This window comes from Chryseobacterium sp. OV279 (genome assembly GCF_900128945.1).
In the GTDB taxonomy this organism is placed as follows: domain Bacteria; phylum Bacteroidota; class Bacteroidia; order Flavobacteriales; family Weeksellaceae; genus Chryseobacterium.
Genome location: NZ_FQUD01000006.1, coordinates 1 through 18,420, shown reverse-complemented (window position 1 = coordinate 18,420; position 18,420 = coordinate 1). Strand labels below are relative to the sequence as shown.

The window sequence follows — 18,420 nt, the reverse complement described above, 5'->3', positions numbered from 1 at the left end:
AAAAGCTTTACTTTTGCAAAAAATTTTTTTAGAATGTCGAAAAATTTAGTAATCGTAGAGTCCCCGGCAAAAGCAAAAACTATTCAGAAATATTTAGGGAAGGATTTCGAAGTGAAATCGAGTTTCGGACACATCCGTGACCTTCCGAAAAAAGGAATGGGAATTGACCTTGCCACCTTCAGTCCTGATTACGAAGTTTCGGCTGATAAAAAGAAACTGGTAACAGAATTAAAGGCTGCAGTAAAGAAAGCAGAGATGGTATGGCTGGCTTCCGATGAGGACCGTGAAGGGGAAGCTATTGCATGGCACCTTGCAGACGAATTGAAATTAAAGCCTGAAAACAGAAAAAGAATTGTTTTCCACGAGATTACTAAAAATGCCATTCTAAAAGCCATTGAAAACCCAAGAGATATTGATCAGAATCTTGTGAATGCCCAGCAGGCAAGAAGAGTTCTGGACAGAATCGTAGGTTTTGAAATGTCTCCGGTACTTTGGAAAAAAGTAAAACCGGGTCTATCTGCGGGTAGAGTGCAGTCTGTAGCCGTAAGATTAATCGTAGAAAGAGAAAAAGAGATTCGTGAGTTTGTTCCGAAAGCGAGCTTTAAACTGGACGGGATCTTCTTAAATAAAACCGAGCAGGAAATTTCGGCCAAGCTTAAAAAAGACTTCGAAAAAGAAGAAGACGCAGAGAAATTCCTTGAAAAAGCAAAAACGACAGAATTTAAAGTTCTGAATGTTGAAACAAGACCGGGAACACGTACTGCATCTGCACCGTTCACGACTTCCACATTACAGCAGGAAGCTTCATCAAGATTAGGATACAATGTAACCAACACCATGCGTCTTGCCCAAAGACTGTATGAAGAAGGGTACATTACCTATATGAGAACGGACTCCGTAAACCTTTCCCAGGAAGCGATCGAAGGCGCAAAAAAACAAATCACATCAGAATACGGCGCTGAATATTCTTCACCAAGAAATTACACCACAAAATCTGCATCGGCACAGGAAGCTCACGAAGCGATCCGTCCAACTGATTTTGCTGTAAAAAGTATCGGTGATGCCCAACTGAACAGATTATACCAATTAATATACAGAAGAACACTAGCTTCTCAGATGGCTAATGCTAAAATTGAGAAGACGGTGATCGAAATAGGAAATGCATCACTGCCTCAGCATTTTGAAGCACAAGGGGAGGTGATCATTTTTGATGGTTTCTTAAAAGCTTACGGAATTGTAAAGACAGAAGATGATGATGAGGACAACAACGAGAAATTACTTCCTAAAGTAAGTGTAGGTGAAATTTTAAGTTATAAAAAGATCACCGCTTCGGAAAAATTCACAAGACCAAGCGCGAGATATACGGAAGCAGGTTTGGTGAAAAAGCTGGAAGAATTGGGAATTGGTCGTCCGTCTACTTATGCACCGACGATTCAGACCATTCAGAACAGAGAATATGTAGACAAAAGAGAAATCGATCCTCAGACTCGTGAGGTTGTGAAAATGTCTCTTACCAACGATAAGATCAAAAAAGAAGTTCTTGAAGAAAAATTCGGGGGCGACAAAAATAAATTCATCCCTACAGATATCGGTGAGGTCGTTAATGACTTCCTGACCGATAATTTCAAAGAAATTCTGGACTACGGATTTACAGCAAGAGTAGAAGAAAGTTTTGACGAAATTGCAAACGGAGACCAGAAGTGGAAAGAAATGATGACCACTTTCTACTCAAAATTCCACCCGAGAATTGAAGATGTAGAAGAAAATGCAGACAGAGCGAATGGCGACAGACTTCTTGGAGTAGATCCTAAGACCGGTAAAAATGTTCATGCAAGAATCGGAAGATTTGGGGCGATGATCCAGATCGGAGAAACGGAAGATGAGGAAAAACCAATCTTTGCTTCCCTGATGACAGGTCAGAATATTGCTACCATTTCTCTGGCTGAAGCATTGGAACTTTTCAAATTGCCGTTTGAACTGAGTGCATTTGACGGGCAGCCTGTTTCCGTGGGAGTGGGCAGATTCGGACCTTACGTGAAGTGGGGCGAAACATTCATCAGCATTCCAAAAGGAGAAGATCCGCTTTCAGTAAGCCAGGCGCGTGCAGAAGAGATCATCAACGAAAAGAAAAAAGCTGATGCACCGATTGCTTCTTACAAAGGAGATCCTGTAACGAAAGGAACCGGAAGATTCGGACCGTTTATCAAGTACAAAGATCTTTTTATCAATGTTCCTAAAAAATACAATTTCGATAATCTTTCTCAGGATGACATCAATGAACTGATTGATGCAAAACTTGAAAAAGAAGCCAACCGATACATCCAGCAATGGGAAAAAGAAAAAATTTCTATTGAAAACGGAAGATGGGGCCCATTCGTAAAATTCGGAAAAGCCATGTTCAAAATTCCGAAGAAAAAAGACGACACCAAATATGAAGCTGAAGAGCTGAAAGACGTGTCTCTGGATGAGGTGAAAAAATGGATTACGGATCAGGATAAAAATGCTTTTGTAGAGAAAAAGAAGCCGGCCGCCAAGAAACCTGCAGCGAAGAAAACAACTGCTGCTAAAAAGCCAGCCGCCAAAAAGAAGTAATATTAAAATAAGTATACAAAGCCGTTAACAATATGTGTTGACGGCTTTTTTTATCAACAAAATACGCCACAGCATATGAACTTGCTGTGGTTTTTTTGTATGTTTGTTCGGTAAAGGAATTAATAAACTAACATTTTCTCAAGTTTTCAGATTAAAAATATGGATTTTGAAGATTTTATCATTTCACCAAGAAATTTCAAAACAGAAAGCTGGCAGATAGGCAGCAGGATCACGAAAGATATCAAAGAAGATAGCATTGTGCTTCTCTTTGTTTCGGATTACAGAGGAGCAGGCGGCGATGCGGAAGTACAGGATTTTACAGCGGTAAGAAAAGAGTTTTATAAACTTTCACAGCTGGATTTTGAAATTCCTGTCGTAGATCTTGGAGATCTGGTTTCCGGAAAATCAGTTCAGGATTCCCATTATATTCTACAGGAGGTTTTGTCGGCATGTCATTACAAAAGAGCGCTTCCGGTCATTATCGGAGGATCCAATGATTTTGCTTTTTCATTGTTTTCTACACTGAATTTTCATAAGAAAAATATTAATTATACTCAGATCAGCAATATTATTTCCCTAAAGCAGGGCGAGCAGATCAATGAACATACTTTTTTAGGCAAAATATTAGGGTCTAAAAATTTCTCGATTAAAAATTACCATCACTTAGGCTATCAGAAGCATTTGAATGAAGCAGATTCCATCAGGCTGATCAAGGAAGTGGAGTTTGACATCATCCGTCTTGCCGAAATGATGAATTCCACAGAAAAAACAGAGCCTTTCTTCAGAAAAACCGATCTGGTAACGTTGAATTGTGATGCGGTTGAAAGTTTCAGCGAACCGTTTTCTATGAATCCTCAGGTCAACGGATTGAACAGAAGAGAGATCTGTGCCTACATGAAAGAAATAGGATTGAGTGAAAATTTAAAATCTGTCGGGATTTTTAATTATAATATTTATTCGGAAAACCAGCTGAATCACCAGTTACTGGCCCAGATGATCTGGTATCTGATCGAAGGAATTAATATCCAGAGATCTCATCCAAGGGAAAGACATTATGAACTGTTCTATGTTTTGATAGATGATGATCAGTATGCGTTCAAACGGGATACATTCAGTAATTTATGGTACTTTGGAGATGATGAGAATATTGAGAACTGCATTCCATGTTCCAAAAAAGATTTTGAAGAAGCAAAAAGAGGAACGCTTAATCCCAGGCTGACCTTTTAAGGATACACAAGATGAAAAAAAAGATTGTTTTAAGTATTGTTCTGTTAGCCGGAGCCTTCTGCTTCGTTTATTTCTGGAATAAATACGCTTATGCCGGGGAAGAAAATTATTTTTCGTCCGGTACAAAACCCGAAGATGGTTTACAGATCGGTATTATTGGTGACAGCTGGGTCGTAAGGCAGAACCTGGACTCCCTTTTAAGCAGAAAATTGTCTGATCAGGGCGTTCATGCAGAGATCTATTCATCCGGAAATCCGGGTGCGAAGACCAAAAAGATCTATGAAAACCTTTTTAAAGAAGATAGTGAAGAATTTTCTTCCAAAAAAGTGATTGAGAAAAAACCGGACTACTGTATCGTTATCGCAGGCGTAAATGATGCAGCCACCCATGTGGGACCGGATTTTTATACCCATCACATGATGATGATCATTAAAACACTGCTTCATTACAACATCAAGCCGGTGGTGGTTTCTCTGCCGGAATTTGGAGTAGAGGAAGATTTTAAAAATAAAAATATCATAAGCGGACTGAGTAACAAAGGTGCTGAACTGGTCTTAAACGACGGTACAGCATTTAAAATACAGGATTACAGAAATGCACTTCTGAAAGATTTAAAACGTAATGGACTGGATCAGAAAGTAGTCGTTTTAAATTTCGATGAAGTGACCAGAGATTATGAAAAAGACCGGAATTTATTTGGAGATCCTTTGCATCTGAATAAGCTTGGATACCTTAAATTCAGTGAGTTTTTAGCAAAAGGAATTATTAATTTAACAGATGCAAAATGATGGTTTCAATTATAGTTCCCGTATATAATGTTGAAAATTACCTGGCCAAATGTCTGGATTCTCTGATTAACCAAAGTCTTCAGGAAATCGAGATTATTGTGGTTGATGATGGGAGTAAAGACGGTTCCGGATTGATCATTGAGGAATATGCCCGGAAATTTCCGGAGAAAATAAAAGCTTTTACCAAAGAAAACGGAGGTTTGAGCGATGCCCGGAATTTTGGACTGGAAAAAGCATCAGGAAAATATATTGGTTTCGTGGATAGTGACGATTACGTGACGGAGACGATGTTTGAAGAAATGATGCAGCTGGCAGAAAAACATAATGCCAAAATGGTGATCTGTAATATCCAGAAAGTGGACCAGAACGGGAAAATTACCCAGAAACTGACTCAGATTCCTCATTTATCTGAAAAGATAGTGTTGGAAGATCATTTCTCTGTATTTTCAGATTTGAGTTATTTTGCATGCAATAAGCTGTTTAAAAAAGAGCTTTTTGACCATAAAAGATTTAAGAAAGGAGTTCATTTTGAAGATATTCAGCTGATCCCGCAGTTGCTTCTCGAGTGTGAAGTGGTGGCTCAGACGCAGAATTTTCATTATCAGTATCTGGAACGTACAGATTCTATCACAAAAACCCACACTGAAAAAGGATTGGACATTCTGAAAGCGGTGAAAGATGTGGAATCGGCCTTTGAAAAATCCGGATATTCCCACAAAAGAAAAGAATTGAAAAATTTTCAGATCTTTGAGGGTGTATATTCTTTTCTGGCTTATGTGGCATTTGTGAAGAGCGAAGAAACTTTCAATACAATGGCTGATGAACTGGCTGTTTTTATGCAGGAAAGGAAAATAAATATTCAAGATATATTGAGCTATAGTCGTTTTGGTAAGAATTATCTTTTATCTTTGCCGGTGAAAAAAAAGATTTTTTATCTGTTATTTTTTGCCGGACAAAAGAAGCTGATAAGAAAAATGTTATAACACAAATGATAAGTGCAATTATTTCGGTCATTACTAAAACTTTGACAGAGAGTCTTTTAAAAAAAGATTTTAATGAGTTTTATGAAGGGCATGGATGATGTGCTTGATAAAAAAAAATGAAGAATTTTGAATTGTTCTTAAGCGAATCAGGAATTTCTATTTTTTACGTGAAAATAGGATTCGGTTTTCTGTTCGCTTTTTTAATTACCTTTTTCTCCATACCCACCATCATTAAAATATCCAGAAGAAAGAATCTTATGGATGAACCCGGAGTAAGGAGTTCCCATCTCAGAAAAATCCCCAATCTTGGCGGGATTGCCATCTTTTATTCCATCGGGATCAGCGCATCGATCTTTGCGTATGAGCTTTTTGACCTATACAAATTCTTATTCGCTTCATTAATTATCCTTCTGTATATCGGGGTAATGGACGACATTGTGGTGATGCGCGCTTATAAGAAGCTTGTGGCACAGATTATTGTGTCTTCACTTGTTGTGATAGGATCAGATATCAGAATCCGGAGTTTATTCGGGATTTTCGGAATTTATGAGATGAGCTATTTTGTAAGTGTGCTGTTCAGCATCATTACTTTTATTATTCTGATCAATGCATTCAATTTGATAGACGGGATCGACGGGCTTGCCGGTGGCTATTCTGTGATCTGTAGCGCCCTGTTCGGAATAAGCTATTACAGATTAGGGGAGTATAATTATCCGTTGGTTGTTTTGTCCGCGATTATCATAGGAACCGTACTGGCATTCCTCTACTATAATTTATCCAATTACAGGACCAGTAAAATATTCATGGGAGATACAGGATCTATGCTTCTTGGTTTCCTGCTGGCTTTTACATCCATCTGTTTCATTGATATTTTTATTGATAAAGAACTTCCTAATGTTCCGAGATACCATCTTCAGTCGGCACCAGCCGTAGCAGTAGCTATTCTTATATTGCCGATTGTGGATACTTTAAATGTGATCATTGTAAGGCTGTGCAATAAGAAATCGCCGTTTGATGCAGATAAAAACCACATCCATCACAAGCTCCTGAAACTGGATCTTACCCATAGACGTTCCACATTTTATATCATTATATATTATCTTATGATTGTGACGGTAGCCTACTACCTGAGACATCTTAATATCAATCTTTTACTGTTGATCATTGTCTTATTAGGTTTTTTTGGTGCTTATCTACCGGATTTGATTTATCGTTTACGAAATAATAAGAAAATATCAATTTAATTTTTACTTTTGCAATACATTCAAATATGATGAAGAACTTAAAGTATTTATTTTTAATTTTCCCCTTGTTTATTACTTCCTGCATCACCAAAAAAGATGTAAGGTATATGCAGCCAAGTGAAAGCCTGGTCATTAATGAAGAAGGATTGGTTCCCTACAACATTCCCACTTATCGAATTACAAAAAACGACATCCTTAATCTTAACATTGTGACCACTCCTAAGGGAGATGCGGCTCAATTTTATTCATCTCTGAATACATCAGGAGGTGTAGGAGGCGCTGCCAACCCTACAGCATTAGGAACAACAGGCGGTTCTGCTATGGGTGGCAACATCAACTTTTATTTTAATGGACTGAAGGTAGATTCCAAAGGAGATATCAATGTTTTCGGTATCGGATATGTAAAGGCCGAAGGCCGAACGGTAGAAGATATCAGCCAGGAACTTCAGGAAAAAGTAAACCAAAACTTCCAGGAAGGAAAAGCGGAAGTAAGACTGAATACCAACGGAATTACCTATTATATTTTGGGAGATGTGGAAACTACCGGTCTTTCAGGTGAAAAAGTAGTACATAAAAATACATTGACGATCACCGAAGCATTAGCTATTAACGGAGGTTTGAACCGAACCATTGACCGTAAAAATATCGTTATCCACAGAAAACTTCCGGAAGGAATCAAAAAGGCAAGAATAGATCTTACCCGTGAAGATATCATGAATTCTCCTTTCTACTACGTACAAAATGGAGATGAGATTTATCTGAACACGAGAGGGAAAAGCTTGAACGGATTTGGAAAAGATCCTGTACAGACTTTAACCACCGGAGTATCTGTGATTACAACAGCATTATCAATTTACCTGCTTCTTAAAAATCTTTAACCATGATTCCAGAAAGAGACACCAAAGTAGGGAAAAACGAACCCCAGAAGGAAAAGTACGGATCGTTTGCATTATTTGATATTGAACATTTCCTGAGAAGAATACTCAAAAACTGGTACTGGTTTGTATTTATGCTGTTTATAGGCTATGCCATTTCGTGGGTATACAGTAAATACTACGCACAGAACATTTATGCTTCTAACCTTTCTTTAAGTATATCCAATAATACCTCCAGTTATTTTACGCCTAACCAGTCTATCAACTTTATCTGGGGGTCGAGTGGAAATCAGGACGGGATTTATCTGAAAAAAATGCTTCTATCCAGATCTCATAACGAGTTTTTGGTAAAGGAACTGGATCTTTTTGTGAATTATTCCACGAAAGGGATGATCAAATCTACATATATTGATAAAACGGATTCACCGGTTTTTATGCAGATCGATAAAAAACACCTTCAGCAGATCAATTATCCTGTGACTTTGATTCCAAAAGGACATGATTCTTATGAAGTGGTTCTTCCTGAAGAAGGACAGTCTACCAATTTATACAGTTATGAATCAGAAGGATTTCAGTCTATAAATGGATATAGCAGACCTGCCAACAAGATCATCAAGATCAATGAATGGTATAATTCTCCGAACCTTAGATTCAGATTGCTTAAAAGTACAGAAACTCCAAAAATAAAGGTTGACAATATTATCGTAACACTTAATTCTGTGAATCAGAGTGTTAATGATATTGTTTCCACAATAGCAGTAGAGTTTGACAAAGAAATCGGTACGATCATGATTATTAATAAAAAAGGATTCAATCTTAACAGTACCGTTAACTTCCTGAATAAATCAGTAACCGAGCTTCAAAAGAAAAGATTGGCTGACAAAAATATTGTTAATAAAAATACAGATGTTTATCTGCAGGCCAATATAGATAACATCCGTAAAAAACTGGATTCAAGTGCGGCAGTCCTGAATTATTTAAAAACTTCGGAAAAGCTGTATAATATTAAGGACAGAGACGAGAAATCTTTGGACAGAATAAAAGATCTTGAAGCGAAAAAAGCTGATATTGTAAGTAAAATCAGTTCACTGAATAATATCAGAACTACTCTTCAGTCACAGGATTTCGATAAGATGATCAGCACCAATGCTGCCGGTTTTGAAGATGGTTTCTTCTCTGCTACCGTTACAGAGCTTAAAGCCCTGTACGCGAAGAAAAGAGAAATGGCTTCTATTTACAGGCCAAACTCTGAGCCTATCAAAGAAATCAACAGACTTATTGATGAAGCAAGATCCGGCTCATCCGGAACTTTGAGAAATTATTATACGAAATATTATGATGAGATCAATAAGATCGAGCGTCAGGTAGCGGATGCCAATTCCGATCTGACCTCCTATCCCGAGAAAGAAAGAAAGTATCTGGATGCAGAGAGAGGGTATAATATGATAGAAGCTACCTACAACAGCCTTTTATCCAGACAGAATGAAGCGCAGATGAAAGTGGCGACCAATCAGTCTGATATTACCGTAATTGACCCTGCCAAAAATCTTGGGCAAGGTGCGATAGGTCCCAACGTAAAAGCAATCAAGTTTGGAATTATTGCTGGATTAATGCTACTTCCGTTATTATTTATCCTGATAGCAGAAGTTCTGGACAACAAGATCAGAAATATTAAAGAACTGCTGAGCGCAACTAAAATCCCACTTCTGGGTGTGATTGGAAACAACAGCAACGAAAATATGCTGACTGTTCTTGAGCAGCCTAAATCGTCAGTATCAGAAGCATTTAGAGGAATTCGTGCTAATATTAGATTCCTGATGGAGAATAATAAGGAAGATGGTAAAGGAAAGACTATTCTGATAACATCGTCCATCGGTGGAGAAGGGAAGACCTATGTTTCCATCAACCTGGCTTCAGTAATAGGTTTGAGTGATAAAAAAACAATCCTTCTTGGGATGGACCTTAGAAAACCAAAGATTTTTGGAGATTTTAAGATCGATAACAAATACGGGATCTCAAATTATCTTACGGGAGAAGTGGGAATAGATCAGATCATCAACAAGACGAAAATTCCGAATCTGGATGTTGCGACTTCTGGACCGATTCCTCCAAACCCTTCTGAACTCTTAATGAGTGAAAGGAATATCAGATTTATTGAAGAATTGAAAGAGAAATATGATTTCATTATCATTGATTCGCCGCCGGTAGGACTGGTAGCAGACTCTTATGAACTGATGAAGCATTCTGATGCTAATATTTATGTGGTACGTCATGAATATACAGAAAAATATATGCTGAAAATGATCACTGAAAAGTACCACAATGGAGAGATTGATCATTTCGGACTTATATATAATGATTACAATACGAAGCAGGGATATGGCTATGGATATGGTTACGGATATGGTTATGGGTACGGATATGGCTATTTTGATGAAGACAAAAATTATAAAGAACCATTACTGATAAAAATACGAAATAAGGTACAAACAATATTTAATAAAAAATAGCGTTTTAAACCCTCAGCAAATGGGGGTTTTTTTATACTATCAGTATTTGGAATCTAAGGAAAAAAGAATATTTTTGGCACTTTGCCGTTTACTTTATAACAAATTATGTTTTTTTGTTTATTTTTAACTATACATTAAGAATATCATTAATATAAAAATGTTTTATATTTGCAAAAATTAAATTTTAAAATAACCATAAATCCATATTCTTTTATGAATAAAAAATTATTGTTTAGCTTTCTTGCGTTCCTTGGAATGGTAAGTGTTAAAGCACAAAGAAACGAATTGGGAGTTCGTCTAGGGATGAGTAACCTAGTTGGGGACGTAGGAAGGACCAATTACATTTTACAAAAGCCGTTGGATTTAGACAGGATGTCAGAATGGGGATTCCCATTTTATGGAGGTTTATTATATAGATTTAATTTTAACCCGCATCAGACCGTGAGATTGGACCTTGGCTACAACCAGATCCAGTTCAGCGATAAAGCTGCGAAAGAAGAATACAGAGTGAACAGAAACTCTTACGGAAAAAATAATGTATACGAAGCCAGTTTAATGTTCGAATACAATCTTTTCCCTGTTAATAATGAGCAGGTAAGCATGGTAAGCCCATACATCTTCGGAGGTATCGGTGCTTTGATGTTTGATGCTCCCAAAGCAGATCTTGTGAACGACTTCAGAAGAGATGCAGACGGAGTAGCACAGGCTCCTCTTAATGAACTGGATTTTAAAAGTACTCCGGTATATACATTAGGAAAAAAAGTAACGATGCATATTCCTTTTGGAGTAGGTTTAAAGTATAAGTTCAATCATAATTGGGCTATATTTGCAGAAGCTACATTCAGATATACAATGACGGATCAGCTTGACCATAGCAGATTAATGCCAAAAGATGTAACATCCAGCTTTAATGCGGATATTTTGGATCCTGCTACAGGAGCTTCGTTATTGCAGTCTGGAAACTATTATGCAGTCTCTAAAGAAAGAGAGCAAGAACTTATTAACAAAAGAAATATAGGTGACGAAAGGTCTAAGGACTGGATGAATACTTTTAGTTTAGGACTTACCTATTCATTCGGAAGACCTCCGTGCTATTGTGATTAACTAATATGTCGTTGATTAAAGATAAAATAAATTCTGAGAATTTACCGAAACACGTCGCCATCATTATGGATGGCAATGGAAGATGGGCAAAAACTCGTGGCGAAGACAGAACCTTCGGTCACAAGAATGCCATTAATGCAGTAAGAAATGCCATTAATGCCTGTAATGAGATTGATATACCTTATTTAACACTGTATACATTTTCTTCTGAAAACTGGAGCCGTCCTGCAGATGAAGTAAGTACACTGATGAATCTGCTGGTGGAAACTTTATTGCTGGAAGCTGAAGAAATCTTTAGCAAAGGTCTCAGAATGCATGTTATAGGGAATCTGGCAAAGCTTCCTCTCCTGGTGAGAGAACAGCTGGAACGTGTAGTAGAGCTTACAAAAGAAAACACAAAAGGTAACTTAGTGCTTGCCATAAGCTACGGCTCACAGAACGAAATACTGGAAGCCGTGAAAAACATCAGTTCTGATGTGAAGGAAGGAAAAGTGGATGTTGAGAATATTGATGAAAAATTATTCGAAAGCTACCTTTATACAAAAGACTTTCCTCCTGTAGACCTGTTGATAAGAACCAGCGGAGAAATAAGAATAAGTAACTTCCTCCTCTGGCAGATTGCTTATGCGGAACTACAGTTTTTAAATGTCCTATGGCCCGATTTCACAAAAGATATTTTCTTCCAGTGTATTGTTGATTATCAAAACAAAGAAAGAAGATACGGATTAACCGGCGATCAGATAAAAGCCCAATAAATTTAAAGAAAAGAAAGACTCGATAAAATGAAGTTTAGACTATTACCCATCATAATGTTTGCTGCTTCTGCGCATTTTTATGGACAAGTGACTCCTCAGGACAGCACTAAAGTAAATAATGCTGTACATGCAGAAAATGGCACAGGAACTTACACGCTTAAAGACATTGTTGTAGATGGGGTAAAAAAATACACGCCGGCTCAGATCTTACGATTTACAGGCTTAACAAAAGGCGAAGTTGTAGATATTCCAGGACAGAAAATCAGCAACGCTGTTAAAAAGCTTTGGGATACCCAGTCTTTTTCGGAAGTTGAAGTGTATGTGCAGAGTATTGAAGGGGAAACCATAATTTTAAGATTCTACCTGCAAGACCTTAAAGAACTTGGTGAAGTAAAATTCGCAGGTAAAGGGATTGGTAAATCTAAAAACGAAAAACTGATCAAAGACAACAATCTGAAGCCTGGAACAAAGATCACTCAAAACCTGATCTCCGGCCTTAAGACGAAAGTCCCTAAAGATTACGTGAAAAAAGGTTTTGCTGATGCTAAAATTACCATTCAGGATAAAGTAAACGCAAACGATCCGTCTATGGTAGACTGGACCATCAACGTAGATAAGGGCAAGAGAATAAAAATCGACCATATCGAATTTGAAGGAAATCAAAGCGTTACTGATGCTAAGCTTAGAAATAAAGCTTTCAAAGAAACCAAACAAAGAAGATTTAGTATTGGTGGTATCCTGAAATCTTCAAAATTTATTGAAGAAAAATACCAAGAAGACAAGCAGAGCCTTGTAAGCTATTATAACTCTTTAGGATACAGAGATGCTACTATCGTTTCAGATTCTGTATGGAGAAACAAAAGAAACAATTACGAGATCAATGTAAAGCTTAAAGAAGGTAAAAAATATTATATCGGGGATATTACATTCACCGGAAATACAGTTTACGCTACAGAGCATTTACAAAGACTTTTAGGATATAAAAAAGGAGATATCTACGATGCTGTAGGTTTCAACAAAAAAGTAGGAGAAGACGGAGGTAAAGAAGATGACTCAGATATCAAATCTGTGTACATGAATAACGGTTACCTTTTCTCCAGTGTTACACCAGTAGAAAAATCGGTATCAGGAGATGCTGTAAATCTTGAAATCAGAATTACTGAGGGAGAGCAGGCAACCTGGAATAAAGTAACATGGCAGGGGAATACAACGACCCATGACCACGTGGTACTTAGAGCTCTAAGAACAAAACCGGGAGAGCTTTTCAAAAAGACAGAGATTAAGAGAACTTACTTTGATCTTGCAGGAATGACGTTCTTTGATCCACAGCAGGTAGGTCAGGATATTCAGCCAAACCAACAGGATAATACGGTAGATATCAACTGGAAATTAGTTGAAAAAGGTTCTTCTCAGGTTCAGCTACAGGCAGGTTACGGTGGTAACAGCTTTATCGGAACATTAGGACTTACGTTCAACAACTTCTCTCTGAAAAACTTCCTTAAGTTTAAAGACTTTAAGCCGGTACCTCAGGGAGACGGTCAGACCTTGTCTATCCAGGCACAGGCAGGACAGTATTTCCAAAACTACGGAGTTTCCTTTACTGAACCTTGGTTGTTCGGAACAAAACCGACAGCGCTTTCGGTAAGTTTAAATACATCCAGAGTAAAATATAGTGATGCTACTGGTAGTGCCCAGAAACTTAATATTTTCTCCGCATCAGTAGGTCTGAACAGACTATTAAACTGGCCGGATGATTACTTCTCACTATACACAGGTATTCAGTTTCAGAATTATAAATTCAGTAACTATCCTTTCCAGTTTGGAGATACTACGGAATATTACGGTGATGCGAATAACTTAAGTCTTAACTTAGGTTTAAGCAGAAACTCTGCAGGTCTTGACCCTATTTTCCCGACAATGGGTTCAAATATTGAACTTTCCGCGAAAATGACTGCCCCTTACTCATTGTTTAGTAATAAAGACTATTCTACAATGTCACCGGTGGATAAATACAAGTGGATGGAATTCTATAAAATCAAGTTCAAAGCTGATATCTATAACGAGATCGCTGGAAAACTGGTATTAAGATCTTCCGCTGAAATGGGATTCATGGATGGATATAACAAAAAACTGGGTGCTCCGCCATTCGAAAGATTCTATGTAGGAGGGACAGGTTTATTTGGTGGTAGATATGACGGCCGTGAATTGATTCCTTTAAGAGGATATGAAAATGCTTCCACTTACGGAGGAGAACCAGATGATATTACACCAAAAGGAGGAGGTACAATCTATAACAGATTTACGTTAGAACTAAGATACCCGATCTCAATGAACCAAACCGCTAAGATCTATGCACTTACATTCGCTGAAGGAGGTAACGTATGGAACAGCTGGGGAACGTATAACCCATTTGAATTGAAAAGATCAGTAGGTATTGGGGTAAGAGTTTATATGGGAGCTTTTGGTTTGATCGGATTTGACTTTGCTTATGGATTTGATAAGACGATTTCCGGACAAAAACAATCTAAAATGATTCCTCACTTCTTAATGAACCAATCATTATAATTCATAGATATGAAGAACTTTAAAATCATTTTCACATTTGTATTATTCCTTCTTTTCGGGTTTTCAAACGCCCAGAAAGTTGGAGTGGTAGACACAGGCTATATTTTAGACAAGATGCCACAATACAAAGAAGCTGAAGCAAGATTAAATTCCCAGATCGATACCTGGCAGTCTGAACTTCAGAATCTGCAGTCTGAGTACGAAAGAAAAAAAGCGGCATTTGAAAGTGAGAAAGTATTGTTGATAGGAGACCAGCTGAAGCTTAGAGAAAAAGAAGTAATGGATCTTGAAAAGAACGTCAAAACGACAACCAGTTTGCGTTTTGGAGCTAACGGAGAGATTACAAAACTGAGAACAAATCTTGTAGTACCTTTCCAGGACGAGATCTGGAACGCTATTAAAACTATGGCTGAGAAAAACGGATTGGGCACGGTTCTTGATAAAACCGATAACAATGTGCTTTTCCTTCTTCCAAGATATGATTATACAGAAAAAGTCTTGACGATCTTATTAAAAGGATCCACATCTGATAAAAAAGAAAAATCTAAAAGCAAAAAGTAAATCAATTAACTTTTGCTTAAATTTACAATCTAAAAACAAATTAAATTATTTATTTTACCAATTATGAAAAAATTAAGTGTATTATTTGCCGCGGTAATAATGGTTGTGTCGGTAAGTATGGCAAAAGCTCAGAAATTTGCTACTGTAGATGTAATGGGAGTGCTTAATGCAATGCCGGAAAAAAAGAAAGCTGATGCTGATATAAAAACTTTCTTAGATACAAAACAATCTGAGATCAAGAAAAAAGCAGATGCAGGTCAGGCTAAATTAAAGCAGTATACGGACGAAGCTCCTAAGAAAACAGCTGACGAGAACAAAGCAAGAGAAGCAGAATTACAGAAGCTTCAGGAAGAAATCGGACAGATGCAGGAAAAAGCTGGAAAAGATTTAGAAGCTAAGAAAGATGTTGTTTTCGGACCGATTGAGAAAAAATTAAATGATGCTATCGAGAAAGTAGCTAAAGCTAACGGATACGAATTCATCATGGATGCAAATTCTCCGGCATTTGTTTACAGATCTGGAGCTGATGCTACAGCTGCTGTTAAGAAAGAATTAGGGATCAACTAATAAATTAACAAAGTTTTATAAATTAACCGCCTCTTTTAGAGGTGGTTTTTTTATTTTTGCGCTATGGAAAAAGAAGTATCAACAACCGTAAAAGTTAGGTTCAGCGATTGTGATCCGATAGGACATTTGAATAATGTAAAATATCTGGATTATATGTTCAATGCCAGAGAAGATCATGTAGAAACATTTTATGGATTTACCTATGAAGAATACACCAAGAAAACAGGGTGTACATGGATCGCCATTCAAAATGAGATCGCTTATCTGAAAGAAGTAAGATACAATACGCAGGTTGTGATCAGCAGCAAAACCATCGAAATACAGGATAGAACGGCTAAGGTGGAAATTTTAATGAAAAGCCTTGACGAAAAAACGGTTCACGCCGTACTGTGGGTTACCGTGATCTATTTCAATATCAAAACAAGAAAATCCGAAATTCATCCGGAAGATATAAAAGAAACGTTCCATAAATTCTATGTAGACCTTGAACAGAAAGATTTCCAGCCGAGAGTGAAGTTTTTAAGATCTCAGAACGCAAGAAATTCGTGATCACATGATAAAGGAAAATAATTACGCAGTATAAAGTGAATATTTTCTTTTAACAGTACATTTGATAAGTAAAATAATAAAATTACAGATGAAAAAAATAGCCGTATTAGGAAGCAATGGACAGTTGGGTAACTGTATCAGAAAAATTGCCCCTGATTTTGAAAACTCTTATGAGTTCATATTTACAGATTCACAGACTTTAGATATTACAGACGAAGATCAGGTCAGTAGTTTTTTTTATGACAACAAGCCGGACTACTGTATCAATGCTTCTGCATATACAGCAGTTGATTTAGCCGAAAAAGAAATTGATAAGGCTTTTGCAGTCAATGCAGACGGAGTTGGGTATCTGGCTCAGGCTTGTGCTGATCATAAAAGTATCCTGATCCACATCTCCACCGATTATGTTTTTGATGGAGATACAAATCTTCCATACTCAGAAGATGATTTTACCAGCCCGACGGGAATATACGGGGAATCAAAAAGAAAAGGTGAAGAACTGGCTTTGGAGATTAACCCAAGAACCATAGTTTTGAGAACCTCTTGGTTGTACTCAGAGTTCAATAAGAATTTTGTTAAAACCATGCTGAACCTCTTTTCTCAGAAAGACGAGCTTGGAATTGTTGCCGATCAGTTCGGACAGCCTACCAATGCCAATGACCTTGCAGAAGCAATCATGGACATCGTTCAGAATCCAAACAAGAGCTTTGGTGTTTTTCATTTTTCAAACTATCCGGAAACAACATGGTTTGAGTTTGCAAAAAAGATTGCAGAATTTTCAAACTCTTCAATACAGTTAAACCCGCTGACGACAGAACAGTATCCTACTCCTGCAAAAAGACCGGCCAGAAGCACCATGTCTTTAGATAAAATAGAAGAGATATATAAGATTGAACCCAAACATTGGGAAAACAGTCTTGAAGAATCTGTCAGAATACTAACACAACAATAATTATGATCAAGAATCTTGCAGTTGCCATTTCCATATTCTGTGTCCATCTGTGCTCTGCCCAGAATGTATACCTTTCAAAAGTGGCAAAAACAAACGATAACACAGATAAATTCCTGTATCAAAAAACAGAATCTACAGTCGGTGCCGAATATTTGGGAGAAATAGAAGTTCAGGGATTCTCAAATGATGACGCTGCTATTTTTTCGTTAATATATAAGAAGGCAAAAGAAATCGGAGCCAATACATTTTCATTTAAACCTTTTGAAAACATAGATGGAACTCTGCAGCCCCTCAATCCGGCAAATTATAAAATTGCTTTATACTATACTCCCAAAGAAGAATTGAAGGTAAAGAAAGGAATGTTGTATGTTTTTGCTTCCTCAGACAGAGATCAGAAGATTAACATCAATAAGAAAGATTATATATTGACCCCAAGGTCGTATCTTACCTTGGATATTATTCCCGAAGAGGTCTACACCATTTCAACAAAGAAACTTTTAGGGTCTACTATTAAGGTTCAACCCAAGACAGCCGATGAAAACCTCTATTTCCAGGCTTCTTCAGCAAAAATAAAATCCGACACCTCCGGAACCGGCGGTTTAAATCTAAAATCCGGAGATATTATAGGCTTAGAAAAGTCCTATGCCGAGTTTTTGAGCCTGATCTATGAACGTTCAAAAAGGTAAAATCACTATTCTAGAAAAGGCAAGCCTGAAAATCAAACATTAGTTTAAAATTTTTCTCTCTGCTTCCCAGTGTCTTATGGATTTATAAGGCCTGTTCATGAATTTTATGTTAAATAAACTTGTTTTGCGTATTAATAAGTTGTTATCTTTGCCCCACTGAAAAACGAGAGTTATACAGTAGCACAGAAGAGCTTTTAGATAAGCATAACTATTTAAAACGAGCTTTAAGAGACAGACGAAAAACTTCTTAAAATTTTTAGAAATAAAAGTTGCGAGAGTTAAAAAAGTTTGTATCTTTGCAGTCCGGTTAAACGGGGAGCAGAAGCGAGTAAGGATTGAGGTTTAGGAGGGGTTAAGGTTACTTAAAAAACTTTAAAATTTTCCTCTGAAACATTTGGTCAATTAAAAATAAATAATTACTTTTGCAACCGCAAATAAGGAACAGAACGACAGAAAAGCTTC

General features: G+C 37.2%; 15 protein-coding genes. All 15 read left to right on the top strand.

Annotation, left to right across the window (positions count from 1 at the left end; genetic code table 11):
• Window positions 1-33 precede the first annotated feature (33 nt).
• On the top strand, window positions 34-2,592 hold the full coding sequence (gene topA / locus BUA72_RS22760; RefSeq protein ID WP_047452631.1) for a type I DNA topoisomerase: 2,559 nt from the start codon (window positions 34-36) through the stop codon (window positions 2,590-2,592).
• A gap of 159 nt (window positions 2,593-2,751) precedes the next feature.
• Complete coding sequence (locus BUA72_RS22755) at window positions 2,752-3,819, top strand: formimidoylglutamase (protein WP_051891229.1); 1,068 nt, start codon at window positions 2,752-2,754, stop codon at window positions 3,817-3,819.
• Between the two features lie 11 nt (window positions 3,820-3,830).
• On the top strand, window positions 3,831-4,607 hold the full coding sequence (locus tag BUA72_RS22750) for an SGNH/GDSL hydrolase family protein (RefSeq protein ID WP_072925448.1): 777 nt from the start codon (window positions 3,831-3,833) through the stop codon (window positions 4,605-4,607).
• Window positions 4,604-5,590, top strand: coding sequence for a glycosyltransferase family 2 protein (locus BUA72_RS22745; RefSeq protein ID WP_072925447.1), 987 nt, complete (start codon window positions 4,604-4,606; stop codon window positions 5,588-5,590). The genes BUA72_RS22750 and BUA72_RS22745 overlap by 4 nt, the downstream gene beginning before the upstream one ends.
• 116 nt (window positions 5,591-5,706) lie before the next feature.
• The gene (locus BUA72_RS22740; RefSeq protein ID WP_047452625.1) at window positions 5,707-6,834 is read left to right on the top strand and encodes a glycosyltransferase family 4 protein; all 1,128 of its coding nucleotides are present in this window, start codon (window positions 5,707-5,709) and stop codon (window positions 6,832-6,834) included.
• A gap of 26 nt (window positions 6,835-6,860) precedes the next feature.
• Window positions 6,861-7,712 carry a polysaccharide biosynthesis/export family protein gene (locus BUA72_RS22735; RefSeq protein ID WP_047452624.1) on the top strand — a complete coding sequence of 284 codons (852 nt, stop codon included), beginning with the start codon at window positions 6,861-6,863 and terminating at the stop codon, window positions 7,710-7,712.
• 2 nt (window positions 7,713-7,714) lie between these two features.
• Window positions 7,715-10,219: an exopolysaccharide transport family protein gene (locus BUA72_RS22730; RefSeq protein WP_047452622.1), complete on the top strand. Its 2,505-nt coding sequence runs from the start codon at window positions 7,715-7,717 to the stop codon at window positions 10,217-10,219.
• A 213-nt stretch (window positions 10,220-10,432) separates the two neighbouring features.
• Window positions 10,433-11,323, top strand: coding sequence for a type IX secretion system protein PorG (locus BUA72_RS22725; RefSeq protein ID WP_034727024.1), 891 nt, complete (start codon window positions 10,433-10,435; stop codon window positions 11,321-11,323).
• 5 nt (window positions 11,324-11,328) lie between these two features.
• Window positions 11,329-12,078, top strand: a complete 750-nt coding sequence (locus tag BUA72_RS22720) for an isoprenyl transferase (protein ID WP_047452620.1) — start codon at window positions 11,329-11,331, stop codon at window positions 12,076-12,078.
• Between the two features lie 27 nt (window positions 12,079-12,105).
• Window positions 12,106-14,643: an outer membrane protein assembly factor BamA gene (bamA, locus tag BUA72_RS22715; protein WP_047452618.1), complete on the top strand. Its 2,538-nt coding sequence runs from the start codon at window positions 12,106-12,108 to the stop codon at window positions 14,641-14,643.
• 9 nt (window positions 14,644-14,652) lie between these two features.
• Window positions 14,653-15,204 carry an OmpH/Skp family outer membrane protein gene (locus BUA72_RS22710; protein ID WP_047452614.1) on the top strand — a complete coding sequence of 184 codons (552 nt, stop codon included), beginning with the start codon at window positions 14,653-14,655 and terminating at the stop codon, window positions 15,202-15,204.
• A gap of 63 nt (window positions 15,205-15,267) precedes the next feature.
• Entirely contained in the window at window positions 15,268-15,771 is a 504-nt protein-coding gene (locus BUA72_RS22705; protein ID WP_047452611.1) for an OmpH/Skp family outer membrane protein, read from the top strand.
• Between the two features lie 63 nt (window positions 15,772-15,834).
• Entirely contained in the window at window positions 15,835-16,320 is a 486-nt protein-coding gene (locus tag BUA72_RS22700) for an acyl-CoA thioesterase (RefSeq protein ID WP_047452609.1), read from the top strand.
• Window positions 16,321-16,384: 64 nt separating this feature from the next.
• Window positions 16,385-17,272 (top strand): dTDP-4-dehydrorhamnose reductase, encoded by an 888-nt coding sequence (gene rfbD / locus BUA72_RS22695; RefSeq protein ID WP_262484422.1) that lies wholly within the window; start codon window positions 16,385-16,387, stop codon window positions 17,270-17,272.
• 2 nt (window positions 17,273-17,274) lie between these two features.
• A complete protein-coding gene (locus BUA72_RS22690) occupies window positions 17,275-17,958 on the top strand; it encodes a hypothetical protein (RefSeq protein ID WP_072925442.1) in 684 nt (227 codons plus the stop codon).
• The last annotated feature ends 462 nt before the right edge of the window (window positions 17,959-18,420 follow it).

Excerpts from the sequence above, each read along its gene's own strand:
- topA (WP_047452631.1), top strand. The coding sequence starts at position 34 with ATGTCGAAAAATTTAGTAATCGTAGAGTCCCCGGCAAAAGCAAAAACT.
- BUA72_RS22755 (WP_051891229.1), top strand. The coding sequence starts at position 2,752 with ATGGATTTTGAAGATTTTATCATTTCACCAAGAAATTTCAAAACAGAA.
- BUA72_RS22750 (WP_072925448.1), top strand. The coding sequence starts at position 3,831 with ATGAAAAAAAAGATTGTTTTAAGTATTGTTCTGTTAGCCGGAGCCTTC.
- BUA72_RS22745 (WP_072925447.1), top strand. The coding sequence starts at position 4,604 with ATGATGGTTTCAATTATAGTTCCCGTATATAATGTTGAAAATTACCTG.
- BUA72_RS22740 (WP_047452625.1), top strand. The coding sequence starts at position 5,707 with ATGAAGAATTTTGAATTGTTCTTAAGCGAATCAGGAATTTCTATTTTT.
- BUA72_RS22735 (WP_047452624.1), top strand. The coding sequence starts at position 6,861 with ATGATGAAGAACTTAAAGTATTTATTTTTAATTTTCCCCTTGTTTATT.
- BUA72_RS22730 (WP_047452622.1), top strand. The coding sequence starts at position 7,715 with ATGATTCCAGAAAGAGACACCAAAGTAGGGAAAAACGAACCCCAGAAG.
- BUA72_RS22725 (WP_034727024.1), top strand. The coding sequence starts at position 10,433 with ATGAATAAAAAATTATTGTTTAGCTTTCTTGCGTTCCTTGGAATGGTA.
- BUA72_RS22720 (WP_047452620.1), top strand. The coding sequence starts at position 11,329 with ATGTCGTTGATTAAAGATAAAATAAATTCTGAGAATTTACCGAAACAC.
- bamA (WP_047452618.1), top strand. The coding sequence starts at position 12,106 with ATGAAGTTTAGACTATTACCCATCATAATGTTTGCTGCTTCTGCGCAT.
- BUA72_RS22710 (WP_047452614.1), top strand. The coding sequence starts at position 14,653 with ATGAAGAACTTTAAAATCATTTTCACATTTGTATTATTCCTTCTTTTC.
- BUA72_RS22705 (WP_047452611.1), top strand. The coding sequence starts at position 15,268 with ATGAAAAAATTAAGTGTATTATTTGCCGCGGTAATAATGGTTGTGTCG.
- BUA72_RS22700 (WP_047452609.1), top strand. The coding sequence starts at position 15,835 with ATGGAAAAAGAAGTATCAACAACCGTAAAAGTTAGGTTCAGCGATTGT.
- BUA72_RS22690 (WP_072925442.1), top strand. The coding sequence starts at position 17,275 with ATGATCAAGAATCTTGCAGTTGCCATTTCCATATTCTGTGTCCATCTG.